The sequence below is a fragment of the Enterococcus sp. BSD2780061688st2 D3 genome (assembly GCF_005844145.1).
Classification (GTDB): Bacteria; Bacillota; Bacilli; order Lactobacillales; family Enterococcaceae; genus Enterococcus_B; species Enterococcus_B durans.
In genome coordinates, this window is record NZ_SPHN01000013.1 from 1 (window position 1) to 19,618 (window position 19,618).

The window sequence follows — 19,618 nt, forward strand, 5'->3', positions numbered from 1 at the left end:
TGGTAACTTCAATATAACATGGAATTCACGTGGCGTTTTTTTTATTTTAAATGGCTAAGTTCATTATAAAATCCGCCTTCTTTTTATTTTTTATTAAAAGGTAAGAAACTAATAAAATAACAATCACTATTGCTACTGTAGAATACAACCATAAATAATTATCTTTTTCGATAGTAACATCTGAAGCATTTAAACGTTTTGCCACTTCAGGTTCAACTTCAAATTCTTTAGTAAATTCCCAGCCTTGTTTTGCGGATTTAACTTTCATATCTAAAGTGTATTTTCCTGGCTTCAATTTTTTTCCATCTAAAAAGATTGGATATGCAAATGAAGTATTCGGAGCCATTTGCATTCCTTCTTTCTCGGATGAATAGAGTATACTTTTATCACCTTTTTTTGTAATTTTTGTTTCCACAGACAACTGATTGATATATGTCGCTTCGCGATTTTTTAAAGTTGCATTTATAGTGTTTCGAGCGTTCACTTGGCTCGGAACTACCTTATCTAAAGTTAATGTTTGAGTCAATTCCTCTAAATTTTCTTGTAAAATAATTGCAACCACATATGCATATTTATTCTCAATTGCTAACCCTTGTTGCTTCTTTGATTTATTCTCTTTTTGAGGTTCATCTTTTTCTTGTAAAGTAATTCCCCCCGCTAAAACACCTTCAAATTTTTCCTTTGGCATTTTTATTTCTATTTCTAAATCATAAGAATTGTTTGCAGGAATTTTTACCTCTTTTTCTTTGGCTTTAACTAAATCAGCAATATTATAGGGGGCTGTTTTATCTAATTTGCTATTCGACTCGCCGTACTCTACAACACCATTAATATTCGTTGTAGCTGCTTCTATATGAGGTACTACAAAAATATCTTGATTAGTGTCATTGCGCATATGAACTTTTACTGTTTGTTTTTGATCCGGTTCTACTATTAAATCAAAATAAGTATGCTCTTGATTGATTTGATTTTCCGGTAAAATTGGTTCAACACTAAATTTCAACTCTGAAGCTTCAATTGTTACTGTAGAATAACTAAAAAAAAGCACAGCCATTCCTAAAAAAGAAATTATCAATTTGTTTAATCTACTCATTGCATATTCCAACTTTCTCTTTATCTAATTATGAAATAAAGAGTCTGGGACAAATCTAAAAATCAGTTTTGCTACAGACTCTCGAATAAACGGCGTCCAAAAGTCAGGTTTTTCGGATATTTCAAAAAAAACGAGCAATACAAAAAACGTATTGTTCGTTTTTCTCTCCAATTTCTCAAACCCAACCGACTTTTGTCTCGACCTCTCTCAGTAATTTACTTATTTACAGGTGTATCAGTCAAAGTCCAAGTCAATGATGTCTTGTACACATCTGATTCCTTGGCTGTAGAACCTGGTACACTTAGTTCGATACTCTCTGCTTTTGTTTTATCATCCCCAAAACGATAAATCCAAGTACCGAATCCTTCACCTTCATTTGCAGACATAACATTTTCAGCAACGCCGGTTCCATCACTTGTCAAAGAAAAACTATTTTTCACAACACTAGGTGCTTTTGAATCTGAATTTGAAATTACTTCGGCATTTTTAAAAGTGATCTCTGCCCCAGTTAGTTCCTTATTATTTTTTAATGATTTAAATTGACCATTTTGTTTAACACTTAAAGACCATCCTTTTTCTCCACCGCGTTTATCTGTTACTTGTGCATAATTTGGTACTGGATTATCTTTATCAACAGCTCCATCCTTGTCAAATAAATATTGAGGCTTTGCAAAGTATATTTGATCTTTAACTGAAATTAATTGTTCCCCAAAATCTAGAATTGAAGCATAATCTAAACTCAACGGTCCACTTGTTCCAGGGTCAACAGGTTTATTAGGATCTGTTGGGTCTACTGGTTTAATTGGTTTGTCTGGGTCTGGATCAATTGGATTAACTGGATCGGTTGGTGAATTATCTTCAATAAATTTTATCTGAACTTCCGTATTACGAGATACTGGTAAAGCATCTGTAGCTTCCTCTGCAAATACGTTTTTCGCTGTCAATAATACTGTACTAAAAATTAGGATTCCTGTAGCAATTCTCATTGTTTTCATTTATTATTCTTCCCCTTTTCTTATTTAGCTGGTGCATCAGTTAGTGTCCAGAGCAACTCTGTTTCATATTTAACTGCATCTTTAGCTGTTGTACCTGGAACGAAAAGTGAAATGGCTTTATTTTTTTGTACCATTTCTCCTTCCACTTCAATTGTTTCAATTTCACCAAAGTAATTTACCCATGTGCCAGCTCCTGCATCTTTTTCAGCAGCCATTACATTGACAGTTTCGCCAGGAATTAAATCGATAATATCAAATGTTTTAGGCTTAGCTACATCTTTAATAATCGAGGTTGCTTTTCCATTGACAAAAGATAGTGCTGCACCTGTTAACTCTTTATTCAGTGTTTGTTCGTTTTTAAATTGTCCTTGTTGTTGCAACGTTAACGTCCAGCCGCTATTAGTACCTCGTTTATCAGTAACTTGTACATAATTGGGTCTAGCACTTGATGGATTAAAATCAGATTTGTCATCATTCCATAAAAATTGTGGTTCTGCATAGTAAATCGTATCTTTATTTGTAATTTTATTATTTCCAAAATCCAAACTTGATGCAAAATCCAAACTTAATGGGCCTGCAGTTCCTGGAACTGCCTCATGATTCGGTGTGGATGGATCCCAGGGCTTGATAGGGTTAGCAGGGTCAGGGTCGTTAGGATCTACTGGATCAGTTGGATTAGTATCTGGTGTAAATTGTATTATACCGTTGCTTTTAATATTTCTTGTATAATCGCCCTCATCTTCTGCAAATCCAGAAATAGCAAATGTTGATAAAGATGCAGAGATTAAGATGCCCGTCCAAAGTATGTTTTTCAAAGTATTATTTTTCATTTTCTCTTTCCTTTCTTTTCTTTAATAATAGGAGTAATAATATGAGTATTCCTACTCCAATAGTAACCACTGTTAATTCTTTTTTTTCTCCAGTAAGAGGGAAGGATTTATTTTCATATTTATCTTCATAAGCAATTACATTATCTTCTATATCATAACCAGAGGTATCTGTTGATTTTTGATATGACCCATAGAATCCTATATTACCTTTGGAGTTTGTTTCAATTGATTCTTCGGCATAACCTATCATTCCATTTGAAAATATAAAGCTTACACTAATAATGAAAACAAAAAAATTTTCTCATTTTTCATTGCCCCCTCACTCTTGATTTTCTGGTACGTCTTGTAATGTCCATTGAATACTACCGGCATATTTTTCTGCATGAGCTTTTCCAGCCTTGATCTTTAATATAGGTCCTGAATTTTCTCCTTCCCAGTCACGAGAAATATTTATTGCTGCATCGTTTTCTGTCTTATTTTCCTTGATAAGAAGAGAAGTATTTGTTGAGAAGAGTTCTGATTTGCCGTTAATACAGTAAAAAAGGCTATTGAATAATTTATGACCGGTTTCACTAGTTAAATCTTTTTTTAAAATTGCCGTTAGTTTCCAATAACTTCCTTCTCCTCTATAGTCTTGAACAATTAAATCACTGTCTTTAGCTTGAATAGAATAATTTTTATCCTTTTCCTCAATATTCATATTTTGTCCATACGTAAGTAGAATTGGTGCAGATACAAAAACTAAATTTCCTCCTATTCTAGTTGTTACTTTATTTGATAATGTTTTTTCTAAAATTTCGCCAGTGGTTAACACAGCTGATGCTTCGGATTGGCCAATAATTTCAGTGAGATTCTTGACATCACTTTTTATTTTGACTTTATATTCCATAAAAATATCTTGCTTTGCATTAATAGAGTTATCACCATTTGATATCAACGCCGCAAACACAAACTTATTTGTGGGATCATAAGATGAAAAAGCCCCAGCAATCTTAGTTCCATTGGATTCTTTAAAACATATTTCAGAAACATCCTCGAGATTAGTATCTAATGGTAATGAATTTATTTGTATAGTTTTGTACTTTTTATTCTCATCATTAGCTGAAAATGGATTTTTTATTGTTGATCGATATGTTAATTGTTCGCCCTTTTTAGCAGATGTGGCTTTAGTTCCATCAGCATGCAAAACTTCCTGTATTAGGTTGAATTTTATTGGTACATTTTCAATAAAAATTGATACCTCATCTTCTCTTTTTTCAGTATCCAAATGATTTCCTGCTTGCATGTTATTAATGATTGTTTTTCCTGCACCACTAGTTATTTTGGCAGTGAAAATTAGTCTTACAGTAGAACCTGGGTCTAAATCAAATGGTCCATATTTCAGGGTTCTTGTATCTTTATCATAAATTGATTCTGGTAAATGAGTTGTTTTCGTTTCTTGTTGAAGTTTAAATGAATTAGGATCTATCGTTAAATCTTCTGGTATCTTATCTGTAATTGTGACATTTTCCCATTTTGCTTCAGCATCTTTTTTGTTAGTAGCATTCAGTTCAAATTCTAATACATCGCCAATATGATTTTTATCATCTTGTGATGTTAAGTTATTATATTTTTTTTCCACTTCCGGTTTCACTTCTCTATTTTCCTCTATTGAGATATCTAAGCTTCCCATACCAACTCCAAATCCAGAAACGCTAATTGGATCCCATCTTAAAATAAACAATGGATGTTTTAAAGGAAACTGATACCCTTCTGGTTCAATTCTATCCCATTGTTCATAGGGTTTTTTATATCCATCAATAGAACCATATAACCAATAACGATTTTTTGCTATGTTCGACCAATATCCCACAGAATAAACACCATCTATATCTCCTACCTTAAAGCTAGTTGGACCATTAGTATTTCCATATTGTTTTGTATGAAAGTAGAGCTTTTCACCAATTCCATCTGCTGGAACATTCTCTTCGTCAAAGTAAAGACCTTTATCTCCATTAGAAAATAATTTTGATTTTACATGAGCCCCTCCAATATCTATATGTAACCCATAAGTTAAGCCATAATATTTTATTGTAGGCTGATCATTGTAAAAACTGACATCGTATCTAACTCGACCCGATTTAACATCACGCACATATCCATGGATTCTAACTGGTTGATAATCTGTCTGCACATTTGTAGATGGATCTCCCCTAACCAAATATCCATATGCTACCAACTCATTTTCTTTAATATATTCAGCTATCATAAAAGAAAAATAATTGTCCTTTGTACTCAATCCACTTTTTTTTATTATGTCATTTGGTGTATCCATTTCTCCAATATCAAACAGATTCGCAGGACCGTTTACATAACTATAATCAACAACTTTGGTTGAAGGTTCACTTCCAGTTTGTTTTTTTATTCCTAAAACTGCTGGACTTAAAATTGGTCTATATTCTAAAGTTGTTTTACTCATTGTTGCACTCATATCAGTCTTTTTTTCAAAAGCACCGGTCCGATAGCTATAATTCCCTTCGTAATGTCCTAAAAATAAATAATAATTACGTTCCTGATTATCAAATATTCCACCAGATAATTTGACAGGTGTATTTTGGCTTACTTGAGTAAAAGTAGTTAGATCCAATCCGTCACTATTTAATAAATTCCAATCAAAAGAAGGCAATGTAGCATAAGTAGTAATTCCATTGCTAGTTTTATCTTCTTCTTCATTTCTAATATCTTCTTTATCTTCTTGTAGAGAATGAATCGCTTCTTGAGAAGATAGACTAGTTTCTTCATTTCCTATAAGTGGATACGAAGAATCAGGTTTATTTTCTATAGAAAAACTTATTTCACATTTTTCTTTTCCGTTATCTGCATAAAAAGAAGCAGTTCCTGAGTCCAAAAATTCTCCAACAATGATTAATCTCATCTTCAATTGTGCCCTTATTTATTTCATTTATTTTTTCTATATTAATTTTAAAATCTTCTGGATATTGAACTGAAATTGTTTTCTCTTCAGTACAGCTGACCAACAGAGAAAATTTGATTTCTTCATTAACAAATACAGATTCATTCTTATTTTGAAATAAAAGTTTCTCATCTTGTTCTTCTGCATATCCAATCGAATGTCCCCCATAAAAAGAAAAGATAAAGCTAATTAGAAACATAAAAAAAAGTAAGCGTATCTTATAGTGATTATTTTCGAATTTAGTTAAAATGTTTAGCAAATATTCATCTCCTCCTTTCAGTAACTTCTTACTCTCCCCTAAATAAATATACCATCAAAAAAAACTCAAGAATCCCATATTTTTTTAACCTAATAAAAAAAATGGGATTCTTGAGTTTGAAATTTTTTAAGCATTTATTTTCTAGAGAGATACGGTAATAAATGTTTAATTGTATCTCCTTCATCTATCTTTTTCCTTATATCCAATATTTTTAATAATAGTAATTCAAAATCTTTTTCATCAGAATATGAAGATACTCTGATCACATTTCCCCCTTTTTTACTATTACTAATATCCGTCACGACTATATCAACTTTGTTATTACAATTTTCGATTATTTCAATGCTTTCATGGAAAATAGACTTTAATTTATTACTTAAAATGAGACAATTCATAAACTTAGAATGTTCGATAAAAATAGTAATAGGTCTTGGTTTAGAAAGTTTACTCTTAATTAAAATTGCGTATAATACAGTGAAAAAATAATCAGCCAATTCTTTAAAATTATACAGTTCGATGAACTCTTTATAATATAAAAATACTTCTTGGCATTCCATTGCTACACTAAGAATATCATATGTATCTTCAAGTAATTTTTTCTCTGCATTATTAAAACAACAAAAATTTTCTTCATCATACACATAATAGAAGTGTCTATAAGGAATATACCCTTTTTTTATAATTAAATTCATGAAAATCAACTCGATAAGTATTTCCTTACAAATAGCTGAATTATCTGAATTACTAGTAACAGCCAAACTTAGTTGGTACCCAATCTTGTACTCTTCTGTACAAGATAATAGAAATTTTTCCATTAATTGCAGCACTTGATTGTCGCAAAGTAATCCCTCTTTTTTCAAAGAGAATAGAAGATATCCTACTTCAAATTCTATTTGTTCATTATCCAATCCTTTTTTCTTGAAATAATCAAAAAATTTTTTTGCTATAACTGTATTTCTGATAAAAATATTTCCTAATTTAGCAAAAAATATATCTGACAAAAAATTTTTTTGTGCAATCCTTTTATTACCTATATACATAATTAAGCACATAACCCTTAATTCGTTCTCTGTAAACTGCTCTAAATCCATATAATTTTTTGAAAGAAATTCTTTCAAACTAATATATACTGACGGAGAAAATTTCCATTTTGAATTACTATATCGAAAAAAAGCAATAAAAAAACTGCGTACTAACATTTCATTTCCGATAATTTCATTTTCCCTACTTAAGTCTAATCCAATTGATTGCAAATACTTTTTTAAGCTCATTCGATATCTAGAAAATGACGAAGCACTAATTCCGTAGGATTCACAAAATTTACTAGATACTATCTTTCTATTTTCTAAAAGTTGTTTCACCATTAAAAATAGAATTGACTGCTCTAAATAGTTATCAGCTAACTGTTGCAGTGGATAATTTATTGCACGAATTTCAACACTTTTATTTGGTAGCTCTTCAATAAAAAAATTTTCTTTTGTAGTTAAATTATTTTTCTCAATACAATCAACAATATTTCTTACTGAAGGGATAGAAAGACTTACTTTTTCAGATATTTCTTTTATTGTCATAGCTTTGCTATTATTAATAATTGAGGCGACGTTCAAAATTTTATCATAATTCGAGTCTAAAAAAATTCTCATTCCATTTCCTCCTTAAATAAAGATTTTTCTCTAATTTGTAGGTAGCATCTTTTACATTATAAAGATTTCTTCTATTTTTTTTTATAAAGATAACTGGATATTTTTATCAGAAAATGATAATTTAGCCTAAAAGTGAATTTTTTAGAAATGAGGAGTGAAAAAATGGATGATTTATTAATGGACAAACTAGACAAAAAAAACTTAGAACTTTTTAAATTTATTCTATTCTCAGAGGATGGCGTATCCTTTTCTCAGATTCAAAAAAAATTTTCTTTGAGTCAACCTACTTGTTATCGTTACATCAACCAATTATTTATCGATGTTCAAAAGTGCTTTGATTTGGATTCTAATATTAATTTAGATGTTAAAAGTGACCATATCTATAAAATAACATTTGATAAAAACGTAGGGGTGAATTTTTATATCGATAAACTTCGTGTATTTTATATTCAACAAAATACTACTTTTATTGTTCTACACTCATTGATCCGTAATAAATACGTTAGTATTGAACAATTAGCTTATGATGTAAATTTAAGTGTTCCCACAATCTATAAAAAAATTGCTAATATAAATAAACTTGCTAGAAAACTTGATGTTAAATTATCTGTGAATTCTAAATTTGGTAATATCACCGGAAGTGAGATAGGCGTTCGTTTTTTTTATTATCTTTTTTTTTGGAATATCTATCATACAGTTGATTTAACTTATCTAAATGATTTCAAAATTAAAGATTTCTTTTTATCAACGAGTTTGGAAAATAGATTATGCTGTTCACAAAAAGTAAAGCTTAAATTAATTCAAAAAATTAATTCGAAACGTATTTCAAATAAAAATACAGTCTCACTAACTAAGGATTTCCAAAAAGATATTGAGCCATTTCTTTTACATGATTTAAACAATCGTACATTTCAATTATCTTCAAATCAAAACAATAATGAAAATCTATATTTTTCTTTTATCATTAGGTTTGCAATCCCAGAGCTGGATAGTTTTTCACATAAAGAAAAAATTTTTCATCAATTTAAGAATTCGAAAAATCGAATTGGAAATCTTCTAAATACTTTCTTAGCAGATTACTCAAGAAAATTTAATTTTAAATTTTCATATGAATCTTATATAGATACTTATTATTTGCTCCTCATTCGTTTTATTTATATTAAACATTTTAATTATGACATCTATTCACTTGATTATAATTATCCTAAATTACAGCAGTACAGTTTACAAAATCGTCATTATCTTTCTATGATAGAAAAAATTAAGGTTTTTTTAGTCTCAGAATGCAAAATTTTAAAAATTAATTTTTTAAATTTCAATAAATCTAGCATTGATACACTATTAGCAATTTTATATTTTTGCTATATTACCAACAAAAAAATTGAACCTGTGAAATTATACGTGAGTTATTCAAAAAATTTATACACAATTCCAACCATCAAAAATTTTTTGAAAAAATTTTATAATACAAATACTATAAAATTTACGGATACTATAGCAGAAGCTGATATTCTTATTTCTGACACATATGAGGGATCAATAGAAAATATCCAACATTTTTATTTTGATAGTGAATTTAATAATGAAACATGGTTCAACTTAATTGAGTTCATAAATCATTACATCAATACTCATAACTCATTTTATCTACCAAATAATAAATACCATGATGATAATAGTTCATTTATGCCTTAAACAGATATAAAAATAGTACAAAAATCCTAATACTATCGATAGGTTAATCGAACTTATACTTAAAGAATTAGATAACAATTGCTAGCATTTCTTAAAGATTACTTTCACGTAGCAAAAAACCATGTTTCATTAAACATGTATAAATTTCTTAAATAAAAGCTTGCCCCTTTTCGTTACTGAAAACAAAGTACAACTAATCTTACAAAATATAAAAATAACTATTAAAAAAAGAACCCTTGATAAACAAGGGTTCTTCCACTATCTGATAGCGATAGATTAACGACGGATTTCTTTGATACGAGCTGCTTTTCCGTGTAATGCACGTAAGTAGTACAATTTTGCACGACGTACTTTACCGTAACGAACAACTTCGATTTTTGCAACACGTGGTGTGTGCAATGGGAATGTACGTTCAACGCCCACTCCGTTAGAAACTTTACGTACTGTATAAGTTTCGCTGATTCCAGCACCACGGCGTTTGATTACAACACCTTCAAATAACTGGATACGTTCACGTGTACCTTCGACAACTTTCGCATGAACACGTACAGTGTCACCAGGGCGGAAAGCTGGAATGTCAGAACGTAATTGTTCTTTTGTTAATTCTTCGATTAATGGATTCATTGATCTTTTCTCCTTATTCCAAACATTCGTATGAGCTTTTTCTCACAGCGGAACATCGTAATAGTTAAGTGCTTTGCACTCACCATAAAATACTAACATATTACGATTTTCATGTAAAGGATAATTTTATTTTTTCCTAGCTATATCTGCTATTCGTTTTCTTCTTGTTTGATTTCTTCTAAGAATTTGAGCATTTGTGACGTCATTTCTAGCTGTCCCAATAAATCTGGACGGCGCAGATAGGTTCTTCGTAGTGATTCTTTTAATTGCCATTCTTCAATCAACTTATGGTTGCCGTTTGTCAAGACTTCGGGTACTTTCATTCCCTTGTATTCTGCTGGGCGAGTATATTGCGGATGTTCCAGTAGACCGGTTGAATAAGAATCCGTTTGAGCAGAAGTCTGGTTTCCTAAGACATCTGGTAATAGCCGTACCGTAGCATCGATCATTACCATCGCACCTAGCTCGCCTCCGGTCAATACATAATCGCCTAATGATACTTCATCTGTAACTAGACTTCTGATCCGTTCATCATAGCCTTCATAGTGACCACAGATAAATACTAAATGTTCTTCTTGTGAAAATTCTTCGGCCATCTTTTGATCGAATTGTTTTCCTGCCGGATCTAATAAGATCACTTTTTTTTTTGTTTCCGGTGCAGCTTCCTCAATTGCTTTGATATTGTCATAGATTGGTTGGACTTTTAGTAGCATTCCTGCCCCACCACCATAGGGATAATCATCGACGGTTTGGTGTTTATTGTCTGAATAATCTCTAAAATTTGAGATATTGATATCCAATAATCCTTTATTGACTGCTTTACCAATGATCGATTCGCCCATTGGTCCTTCAAACATTCGCGGAAATAATGTTAATACATCAATTTTCATCGTCAATCAGTCCTTCAGGGATTTCTACGCGTACAATACCATTTTTCGTATCTACTTCTTTAACAACCGAATCGATATAAGGCAACAATATATCTTTTTTCTTTTGACGTTGGACGACCCAGACATCATTTGCTCCTGGTGAAAGGATTTCTTTGATTTTACCTAACTCTGTTCCATCTTCATCGACGACAGTTGCTCCAATGATTTCATGGTAGTAAAATTCATTTTCTTCCAACTCTACTGTATTTTCTTTTGACACTCTAAGTATCCCATCGCGGTATTTTTCTACGTCATTGATCGATGGATGACCTTCAAAACTTACGATATCAAAGTTTTTGTGTTTTCGGTGGCTTTTGACTGTTAATTCGATCGGTGCTTTTTTTTCTTGAAACAAGGTCAGAACTGCACCTTTTTTATATCTTTCTTCAGGAAAATCCGTTGTTGAGATGACACGGACTTCGCCTTTTATTCCTTGAGTATTGACAATTTTTCCTACATTTAAATATTCAGTCAACTTGTATCCCCTTTTCTTTTTCTTATGCAACGTTTATCCGTTTTTTCATTCAGTATAAAAAACAACGTATTACGTATCTGTTTTATTTTAGCATGTGGTTATAGGCAATTCTACCCTTCTTTTTACTTTCGTCATGCCCAAAATCATAAATTGGCACTTAATTCATTGAAACAGCCATTTCTAGGGCGGCTAATGCGTCTTGATGTGTGACTGTAAAGACATTATTCGGTTCTTGCCAAATGACCTGCGTAGCTTGATTGGATGAATCATTCATATCGACTGTGATTTTCCCATATTTTTCAGGTGCCGGTAGAGTGGCCTTTTCTAAATAATTTACGATTTTTTTCGCTAAAGGTAGTGGATCTTGTCCTTCGATGTTGCTTGATCGCACTCGGATACGCCAGTTTCCTTCTTGCCATTCAAGATAATTCGATCCAGCTGCTCCTTGTTGATAGGCAATGATTTGATGACCGAGATCGACTTTTTGCCCATTCTTATCGATCGTAAAAGGTTGCAACACATTGATGGTTTCTTGGCTTGAAGCAAATCCGTATTGATAAAGATAAGTGGCGATCGGTGTTTCTTGATTCAACGCTTGTGCATTTAGCGCGAGTTTTTCTGGCAACGCATAGTAGAGGACCGTGTATCCTTGCTTTGATTGTGCTGCAGCGAGATTTAGATTCCCTGAAGAAATCGGGATGACCTGTGGCATTGGTAGCGTTGGCTGTTCGGCTTTCAATTGCTCAAAGGCGGTCTTTTGGGTCTGATTTGTTCCTGTCTTGGCGTCTGAATGTTCTTCTTTGCCCTTGGCACTTTCTCCTGTAGATGTTTCTGTAGTCATCTGTGTAACTTGAGAATGGCTTTGGTCCTTCTCTTGATTTTCTTGTTTTTGTGTTGTTCGATCAGCCGAGGTTTGACAAGCGCCTAAAAATAGGATAGCTGGTATAACGATCCACCATTTTTTCATATGTATTTCCTCCTCTTTACTTTAAGAATACGCTCTCTGTAGTCTTTTGCCAATCAAAACCATGTATAATAAAAAAGCCGTTTCGCATGAACGAAACAGCTTTTGATTATTCCTTATTATCGACGATATTCAAACGCACTTTTTTTGGTGCATTTAGCCGCACACCATAGACGATCGTCCGGATTGCTTTTGCAACTCGGCCTTGTTTGCCAATGATACGACCAATATCTTCGGGAGCCACGGTTAGATTGTATTCGTAAAAATCATTTGATTCAACGACTTCTAACTGGACCTGTTCAGGATGAGTGACTAACGGACGAACGATTGTTAAGACTAATTCGCTTAAATCTTTCATATCCGATCACCTTATTTCTTTGAGAATTTAGCTTCGTGGTGTTTTTGCATAACGCCTTCTTTTGAAAGGATGTTACGTACTGTATCAGAAGGTTGTGCACCTTTAGACAACCAGTTAAGAACTAAATCTTCTTTTAAAACTACTTCTGCAGGATCTTTCAAAGGATTGTAAGTACCTACAGTTTCGATGAAACGTCCATCACGAGGAGAACGTGAATCAGCTACTACGATACGGTAAAAAGGACTCTTTTTAGAACCCATACGTTTTAAACGGATTTTAACTGCCATTATATATTTCCACCTCCATTGTTTTATTCACAAGATGTAGTGTAACAGTTTTTTTTTACCCTGTAAAGCTTTTTTTCTTTACAGCTGCAATTTTTTTAATACTTTGCTATGATACACCGAAATCTTTCCCCCTGTAGATAAACAAATGGACTGTGGGACAAATCTAAAAATCAGTCTTGCTATAGGCTCTCGAATAAACGACGGATACTATTCGCTGAAATCCACATGCTTCCTAAAATTTTTGCTTCTTTGCTCAAACAATCAACTGTCTATCGTGCAAGATCTGAACATGATACAGGTGCACACGAAACGCTTTCCCCCCAAGTATGAATACAAAGCGCAGAAACAGCAAATGATGAGCGGCATAAGCATAGATAATAGAGCCAAATTTTCTATAAATAAAGTAGTAGATACTTTTCTTCTCTAATGGAGAAACGAGTGCATTCTTCCAGTAATCAAAAGGAAGTAAAGGAAAGCTATCACACCCTTGATTTCCCCTTTTGTTGATAAAAATACTGGCGCGTGCCCCCAATGATCATCACCCCAACTACCAGTAGCAAACCGAATAACGAGACTTGGCTCTTTAACTCACCTGTCTTGGGATACATTTTGATTGCGGTCTTTCCCCCAATGTCTCCCCCTTGATTTGCCGGATTTTTATCTGGAGCAACACCTGCAAAGGCGATGGAGTCCACCTTGTAGCCAGCTGAATTTGTTGCGGATATTACCGATGAAAGCTGAGAATTTTTATTATAGAAAACCAAAACGTTAATGTCATATATCTGCTCTTGTGCTTGGATCAAGTTCTTTTCAACTGGTGCCAACGTATAGTGGTAGTTGCCTGGTTTGAAAAATGCAAAGTGTAGCGTCAAGCTTTGATCATCGCTGATGGAAAACAGTCCATTTCCCGCTTCTGCCGGATAATTTGCATTTTCATCCTGCGTAGAAAGTCGATAGTTGATTGTTTTCCCTTGAACATTTTGCTGAATCAAAACTGGAAGAGTTACTTCTTCTGCAAATACATCTGGCGTTAAAAGAAACACACTTAAAAGTCCTAAAATCCCTATCAGTAAAGCATTAATTCGTTTTATTTTCATATTTCCCTCCTTTCTCCCGCTTTTTTCTTTGAGTAATGAGCATCACATACCAGAAGAGCAAGACTAGAAACAATAAGATAAACAAGAGTAGGCTCTTTTGACTTTTCAAACGAACTGAACGTAAGTAATTGACGGCTTTCCCGGTGAAAGTATTCTGCTGCGTCTTTGTTTGAAGCTCCTTAGGAATAGCGATCTTTTTATCCGTGATCACACCAACCAACACATATCGTCCGTTCGTAGCGTCTGTTGAACACGTACTTAGCAGGACTAGCCTGTCTTCAGGACGGACATTCAGTTCGCGATAGGATTGCGACTTTTCTTTTACTGCATCGAGATACCTCTGACTGTTTTCCCTTCCCGTTACCGGCGTCTGATAAATCTGCGCGTCAAACGCATCAACGTTTAAAAATGCGAAGAATTTAACTCCGTGATCCTTGCCTTGAAAATAGAGATTCCCAAAGGCGTGTTCCTTAAAAAAATCTTGATCCTTAAATTTATCCAGATCACCAAACATTGCAGACTCCGCCATATGATGCCCATAGATAATCGAGTTGAAATCGGAAAAATCTTTTTTATTGCGATAATCCATGAAGATCGAACCTGACATTTTGTAATTCCCAAAAACATCCGTATTCAAATATTTTTCATTATCGCCGCTTTGTAGGACTGGGTAATCGATTTGGGTGCCATAAACATTTAGCCAAGCAAAAACATCCGGATTTTTCTTTTGTAACTCAGAAAAACTTGGTGCGTTACTTGTTTCTGGTTTAAATGTTTGATACTCACTAGATTGACCATTTAAGAGAATCTTTTGGTTGTCCCAAATACTAAACATACCGTAGCTGAACATCAGTAACAAAAGGAGAACAGCGATAAGATCAATGAATTTATCTAGCAGACCGATACATCCTTTTGTCACCCAAAACAAATGTTTTTTCAAACTAGATTTGTTCTCCATGTGAAAAGTTCTCCTTTTGCTTTTTTCTTAAGAAATTTTATGCATCTTGATGACGTTTTTTAACGATATAAAAGGCCAAACCTGCGAATCCTGCTAGAATCAAAGCGATATAAGGGAAGTTATTCAATAGGATCCCAGTTGGTGTAATATTTCCACCATTTTGAGTATTCGTATACGCAACGGAATTATCCCCTTTTGTTCCGAGTGCTCCTGCTGCTTCAAGAGTACCAGTAACTGGTGTTTCCCCATTAAAAGTAGCTTCATTTGCTTCATCATAATCAGCTGTATCTGCTTCTTTGACATTTACCATAGCTCCAGCTGGGATCTTTTCAAAATAAGCAATTTCGCCATGTTTTAGCTTGAATGTAGCGGGTGTTCCAGGAGTAACTTTTACCTTATCTACATCGTCGTTTGTCCGTTTGATATTTAATTCATAATCTTTTCCAGCTGTAAGTTCATTTGCCGCAATATCCAAAGTGTAATCAAAATCGAGTGTGTTATCTGCCATTTGCCCTTTAACTTCTTTACTGATCCAGAATGGTGCCGTTTTAGGATCATTTCCGTTAAAAGGTTTGTCTGAGGCTGTCACAGTATAGATATTTTTAAAGTTGAAGGTTTTATTTGGTTCAGGTGTTGGTACCACTGGATGATCCGGATCGACAGGAGTATCTGGCGTTGGGGTAACTGGTGTTGGATCAACCTTATTGGCATTTTTATCTGTTACTACGACTTTTTCCACCTTATCTACCGTTCCACTTGGCGTATTGTTGCCATTTTTATCCATTGTTACCCAGATTCTTAAAGTGTAGGTATTGCCATCGTAAGTAACTTCTTCCTTCTTATTCGGATCTGGCGCAAAGGTATTTGTATCATCTGCTTCTTTAACTGTGTATTGATAAACACCTGCTTTAGGGAAAGTTACTCCCCCAATAACGTCCGTACTTTGCTTCGTTACAGTATTCATACCATCTTTATCATTTGCAGCTTTCATATCTTGTTCCGTAAATTTGATTTCTTGTGATGCTAAATCTGGTACGGTCACAGATCCATCCGCTTGATCAGCCACACCATTTCCTGAATATGGATAAAACCCTACGCCTGTAAACGTAAAATCAAACTTCATGTCAGGAATCTCCGCTAAGTTCGATGCGGGAGAAACTAAGGTCTTGGTGAATCGAACATCTTTACTAGTTGGTGCTGCTGTATCCGCAGCGTAAGCCTTGATTCCTGATAGTCCAAGTGCCAAGCCAACTAAACCAAAAGTCAGTCCGATTTTTTTCATTCTTGCATTTTTCATTAAAATTCCTCTTTTCTGTTTGTTTTTATAATTTCATAGGTTCCGTCGTCTTAAATCCCACATTAGTTTTCCCATCGTATCTTTGATTTTTACTGGTCCATAGATCCTTGAATCTTGTGCTTGCTGCCGATTATCTCCCAATAAAAATACTTCACCTTTTTTGATTGTGATGGGAAAAGTGATGCCCTGTTTATAAGGCAACGTATCGCCATTGACAAAATCCTTTTCCAGCCCGGTTTGCAGTGACCCATTGACAACTAGTCCTTCGGCAGTGATATCTACTGTATCACCAGCTTTGGCCACTACTCGGCGCACTTGCACCGTATCTTTTACCTTTAAAACAACTGGATCTAACAGGTCATAGTCTTTCTCCAAGCGATAATACATAATGATATCTTCTGGCTTGATGCTTGGTGACATACCAGTTTCTTCCACTTGATGCAGTCCGAAAACGAATACAAAAAGCGACCAAAACAGTGCGATGATAATGAATATTTTCAAGACGAGATTCAAAATATCCTCAGTTAAACTAGGTTTTGTCCCATCTTTCCTTGTGTTTTCGGTTGTCCTTTTTTCGATTTTATTTTTTCTTTTCTTGTGGAATTTTTCAATCATCTGTATTTCCTCTTCTACGACCTTTTTAGCAACATCACTAATTTGTTCAACTATTTAATTCGTTTCAATTTTCTGAAAACAAAGAATGCTAAGCCTGCAAGGGAAACAACTACTAACGGTATCAGTGACTGATTGTTCAAATTGATTCCTGTCTCAGGTATTTTCTTATAAACAACCTCAAATACTTGTTTGTGGGAATCTTCGTTGGTTGACGACAATTTTGAATCATCAAATGTCTTGTTGGCTTCTAAAGCTTTAGCTAAACTGTCATAAGTTGTACCGTCAGGCCCCGTTACCGTATAGGAATAGCCGCCTCGGACCAGCTGATCATCAGTTTTATCAAAGGAAATCTCATCCCCTGGTTCCCCTATCACGGGTTTTTCAGCTTGACCATCGATCGTTAAGACAGCTGTTTGTTGTGCTACGTAAACATAGCTCAAATCATAAATTGTGACGTTTGATCCTTTCTTAGCCGTTAATCCTTCACCATTGATTGCAGTTAGAACATCAGACCAATTCGTTTTCTGGAACTCAGCCTCATGAAGTGCTACAATCTGGTCATCTCTTTTTTCAATAAGCTTCGACTTCTTGAACGAAGGGATGAGCCCGTTTATGACCGGATCTGGCGGGGCAAAAAATAGCTTTCCACCATCAAAGTCCCCTTGGGGATTAAAATCTTTTATTTTCTTGCCATCCTCATCAACGCACTGGGTAAAAAGATAAATTACCGGAAAAATGTGAATCGTGGCAGTTGCAGTAACGTCTATCATCCCAAACTTATACCTTACTGTTACCGGAAAGTCCCCTGCATTACTGGTATCGACTTGAGTATCGCTATCAACAATCGGACTATCATAAGACAGCCCCCCCCACAGACTGTCTACTACTTGGCCATCACTTAACGTCATTCCAGGGAAATCATCCCTAAGAAGAGCATCTTCATGTAACCTGAAGTAAGCGTCGTTCAAAACCCCAGTTTTAGGCACTACATACACGTAGTTCAAGGTGTATTCGGTGGTTTGCACGTTACTATAATCGTACTGGCGTGTTGCATCCTCGAGTGCACTGATGACCGTCTTCCAGTCTGAACCAAACTTCGTTAAGCCGGTATCTGATTCTACGACCTTTCCATCTTGTTTGATCTCATAGGTTGATTTTTCTATACTTGCTTGATTATGATTATTTACCATATAATGGGTTGTATCTTTAGGTTGGATTTGTTTATTATAAGTATTTCCGAATGTGGTGTCTAATTCGTCAAGTGTTTTCTCACCCAATAGGATGTGATCATACAGCCCCGCTACTCTCTTCCCAGTATCGGTTACCCAGTTTATCTTGACATGGAAGGTTGGTTCGATAGTAATTTCTGTTTTGACAGTAACACTTTTTTGAATTTCATCAGAATTATAGGTTACAGAAACCTCATACGTTCCTTTTTTACTTGTATCCAAACTACCATCCAGCTTAATTACGTCGCCAGAAATAGTAAAATTTTTGTAATCAAGGTTCCTGCCTATTCCATCACTGTAACTAACCCCTTGAACAATTTGTTTGAGCAGATCAGCTTGGGTCGTAATTTTTTTGTTGTACACAACATCGCCATATTGGAACACCATGTCACCTACGCCATAATGGTCAGTCCGCTTATCAATAGGCACAATAGCAATTTTTGCGGTGGGTTTCAACCCTTGATAGACTAAGGTCAAAACTGAACCATCTTTGATATGACCGCTGCCATACTTAGCGTCATTTATAAGATTTCGAATGCCCTCAAATAGTGACCCATCATTTGCCGTTGTACTTGCTTTCAAGTCAGGAGCAGGCGCATTAGGCACAGTCAGTGTGGATTGGTCTAATTTGAAGGTATATCCTGGAATATTGGTCACTTGCCCATCTAATCTGCCAGCTTTCCCATTAAAAACATCATCAGAATTGGCTTGTAGATCCGCGTTACTTACTTCTGATAATGCAGGGGGATTATCTAGAGGATTGCCATCCGTATCCACGTAATTGATTTTTAATCTAGATGCTTTTACAGTAATTGGCGTCCCATCTTTACTTATCTTGAATTCTGTAGCGCCAAGGCTAACTGTCATCTCACCATCTTGGGAAAAGATATCACTACTAATCAATCTATCGGCTGTAAATGTATACGTGTAATTATTCCCGTTTTTTTCTGCACTTCCTACTGGCAAGCCGGCAACAGCGTTTGCACTCCAGATTTGTGCAGCTGGCGGATTTACCGGTGGATCATATATCACGATTTTGACATCATCAGTCTGGGAAAGGCAACCGTCAACTAAGTAACCGCTGACATCGAATTTAATCGTTTCGTTACCGTCTGTATAAGTCTCTGGTACTGTGAACGGAACTCTCGTTTCAGTAGTGGCTGCTTCAACGGTATTACTTCCTTCTATACTGTTGATGGGAGTCGCCAGCGATAACAACAAGGCGAAAAGAAAACCAAACGAAACGAGTATTTTTATTTTGAATCTATTCCAAATCTTACTCTTAACATAATTCGGAGGACTACTATGGCGCATTTC

The 19,618-nt window shown here is 34.5% G+C and carries 19 protein-coding genes; 1 reads left to right on the forward strand and 18 read right to left on the reverse strand.

The window, feature by feature from the left end:
- Window positions 1-46: 46 nt before the first annotated feature.
- From FGQ66_RS10665 to FGQ66_RS10695, 7 genes are all read right to left on the reverse strand, one after another.
- Window positions 47-1,093: a WxLIP family cell surface protein gene (locus tag FGQ66_RS10665; protein WP_138302389.1), complete on the reverse strand. Its 1,047-nt coding sequence runs from the start codon at window positions 1,091-1,093 to the stop codon at window positions 47-49.
- A 215-nt stretch (window positions 1,094-1,308) separates the two neighbouring features.
- A complete protein-coding gene (locus FGQ66_RS10670) occupies window positions 1,309-2,088 on the reverse strand; it encodes a WxL domain-containing protein (protein WP_138302390.1) in 780 nt (259 codons plus the stop codon).
- 20 nt (window positions 2,089-2,108) lie between these two features.
- A complete protein-coding gene (locus tag FGQ66_RS10675) occupies window positions 2,109-2,918 on the reverse strand; it encodes a WxL domain-containing protein (protein ID WP_138302391.1) in 810 nt (269 codons plus the stop codon).
- Window positions 2,908-3,201, reverse strand: coding sequence for an EF2685/EF0750 family sortase-dependent surface protein (locus FGQ66_RS10680; RefSeq protein ID WP_483541533.1), 294 nt, complete (start codon window positions 3,199-3,201; stop codon window positions 2,908-2,910). The genes FGQ66_RS10675 and FGQ66_RS10680 overlap by 11 nt, the downstream gene beginning before the upstream one ends.
- Window positions 3,202-3,237: 36 nt before the next feature.
- Complete coding sequence (locus tag FGQ66_RS10685; protein ID WP_138302393.1) at window positions 3,238-5,832, reverse strand: isopeptide-forming domain-containing fimbrial protein; 2,595 nt, start codon at window positions 5,830-5,832, stop codon at window positions 3,238-3,240.
- Window positions 5,771-6,130: a hypothetical protein gene (locus FGQ66_RS10690; protein ID WP_138302394.1), complete on the reverse strand. Its 360-nt coding sequence runs from the start codon at window positions 6,128-6,130 to the stop codon at window positions 5,771-5,773. Before FGQ66_RS10690 ends, FGQ66_RS10685 begins: the two co-directional genes overlap by 62 nt.
- Window positions 6,131-6,264: 134 nt before the next feature.
- Window positions 6,265-7,773: a helix-turn-helix domain-containing protein gene (locus FGQ66_RS10695; RefSeq protein ID WP_138302395.1), complete on the reverse strand. Its 1,509-nt coding sequence runs from the start codon at window positions 7,771-7,773 to the stop codon at window positions 6,265-6,267.
- 162 nt (window positions 7,774-7,935) lie between these two features.
- On the opposite strand from FGQ66_RS10695, the gene FGQ66_RS10700 reads away from it, so the two are divergent.
- Window positions 7,936-9,468, forward strand: a complete 1,533-nt coding sequence (locus FGQ66_RS10700; protein WP_171024601.1) for a helix-turn-helix domain-containing protein — start codon at window positions 7,936-7,938, stop codon at window positions 9,466-9,468.
- Between the two features lie 276 nt (window positions 9,469-9,744).
- On the opposite strand, the gene rplS is transcribed toward FGQ66_RS10700, so the two are convergent.
- The 11 genes from rplS to FGQ66_RS10760 all read right to left on the reverse strand — a co-directional run bounded on the left by rplS (window position 9,745) and on the right by FGQ66_RS10760 (window position 19,522).
- A complete protein-coding gene (gene rplS, locus FGQ66_RS10705) occupies window positions 9,745-10,092 on the reverse strand; it encodes a 50S ribosomal protein L19 (RefSeq protein ID WP_002286913.1) in 348 nt (115 codons plus the stop codon).
- Window positions 10,093-10,241: 149 nt separating this feature from the next.
- Window positions 10,242-10,982 (reverse strand): tRNA (guanosine(37)-N1)-methyltransferase TrmD, encoded by a 741-nt coding sequence (gene trmD / locus FGQ66_RS10710; protein WP_138302397.1) that lies wholly within the window; start codon window positions 10,980-10,982, stop codon window positions 10,242-10,244.
- The gene (gene rimM / locus FGQ66_RS10715; RefSeq protein WP_138302398.1) at window positions 10,972-11,496 is read right to left on the reverse strand and encodes a ribosome maturation factor RimM; all 525 of its coding nucleotides are present in this window, start codon (window positions 11,494-11,496) and stop codon (window positions 10,972-10,974) included. Before rimM ends, trmD begins: the two co-directional genes overlap by 11 nt.
- Window positions 11,497-11,653: 157 nt before the next feature.
- Window positions 11,654-12,463 (reverse strand): hypothetical protein, encoded by an 810-nt coding sequence (locus FGQ66_RS10720; protein WP_138302399.1) that lies wholly within the window; start codon window positions 12,461-12,463, stop codon window positions 11,654-11,656.
- Between the two features lie 106 nt (window positions 12,464-12,569).
- On the reverse strand, window positions 12,570-12,818 hold the full coding sequence (locus FGQ66_RS10725) for a KH domain-containing protein (protein ID WP_005875630.1): 249 nt from the start codon (window positions 12,816-12,818) through the stop codon (window positions 12,570-12,572).
- Window positions 12,819-12,829: 11 nt separating this feature from the next.
- The gene (gene rpsP, locus FGQ66_RS10730; protein ID WP_005875628.1) at window positions 12,830-13,105 is read right to left on the reverse strand and encodes a 30S ribosomal protein S16; all 276 of its coding nucleotides are present in this window, start codon (window positions 13,103-13,105) and stop codon (window positions 12,830-12,832) included.
- 479 nt (window positions 13,106-13,584) lie between these two features.
- Window positions 13,585-14,202, reverse strand: coding sequence for a hypothetical protein (locus tag FGQ66_RS10740; RefSeq protein WP_138302401.1), 618 nt, complete (start codon window positions 14,200-14,202; stop codon window positions 13,585-13,587).
- Window positions 14,183-15,160, reverse strand: coding sequence for a class B sortase (gene srtB / locus FGQ66_RS10745; protein ID WP_138302402.1), 978 nt, complete (start codon window positions 15,158-15,160; stop codon window positions 14,183-14,185). Before srtB ends, FGQ66_RS10740 begins: the two co-directional genes overlap by 20 nt.
- A 37-nt stretch (window positions 15,161-15,197) precedes the next feature.
- A complete protein-coding gene (locus tag FGQ66_RS10750) occupies window positions 15,198-16,457 on the reverse strand; it encodes a DUF7601 domain-containing protein (protein ID WP_138302403.1) in 1,260 nt (419 codons plus the stop codon).
- A 33-nt stretch (window positions 16,458-16,490) separates the two neighbouring features.
- Window positions 16,491-17,072, reverse strand: a complete 582-nt coding sequence (lepB, locus tag FGQ66_RS10755) for a signal peptidase I (protein WP_138302404.1) — start codon at window positions 17,070-17,072, stop codon at window positions 16,491-16,493.
- A gap of 50 nt (window positions 17,073-17,122) precedes the next feature.
- Window positions 17,123-19,522, reverse strand: coding sequence for a hypothetical protein (locus tag FGQ66_RS10760; RefSeq protein ID WP_249361096.1), 2,400 nt, complete (start codon window positions 19,520-19,522; stop codon window positions 17,123-17,125).
- Window positions 19,523-19,618: the final 96 nt, after the last annotated feature.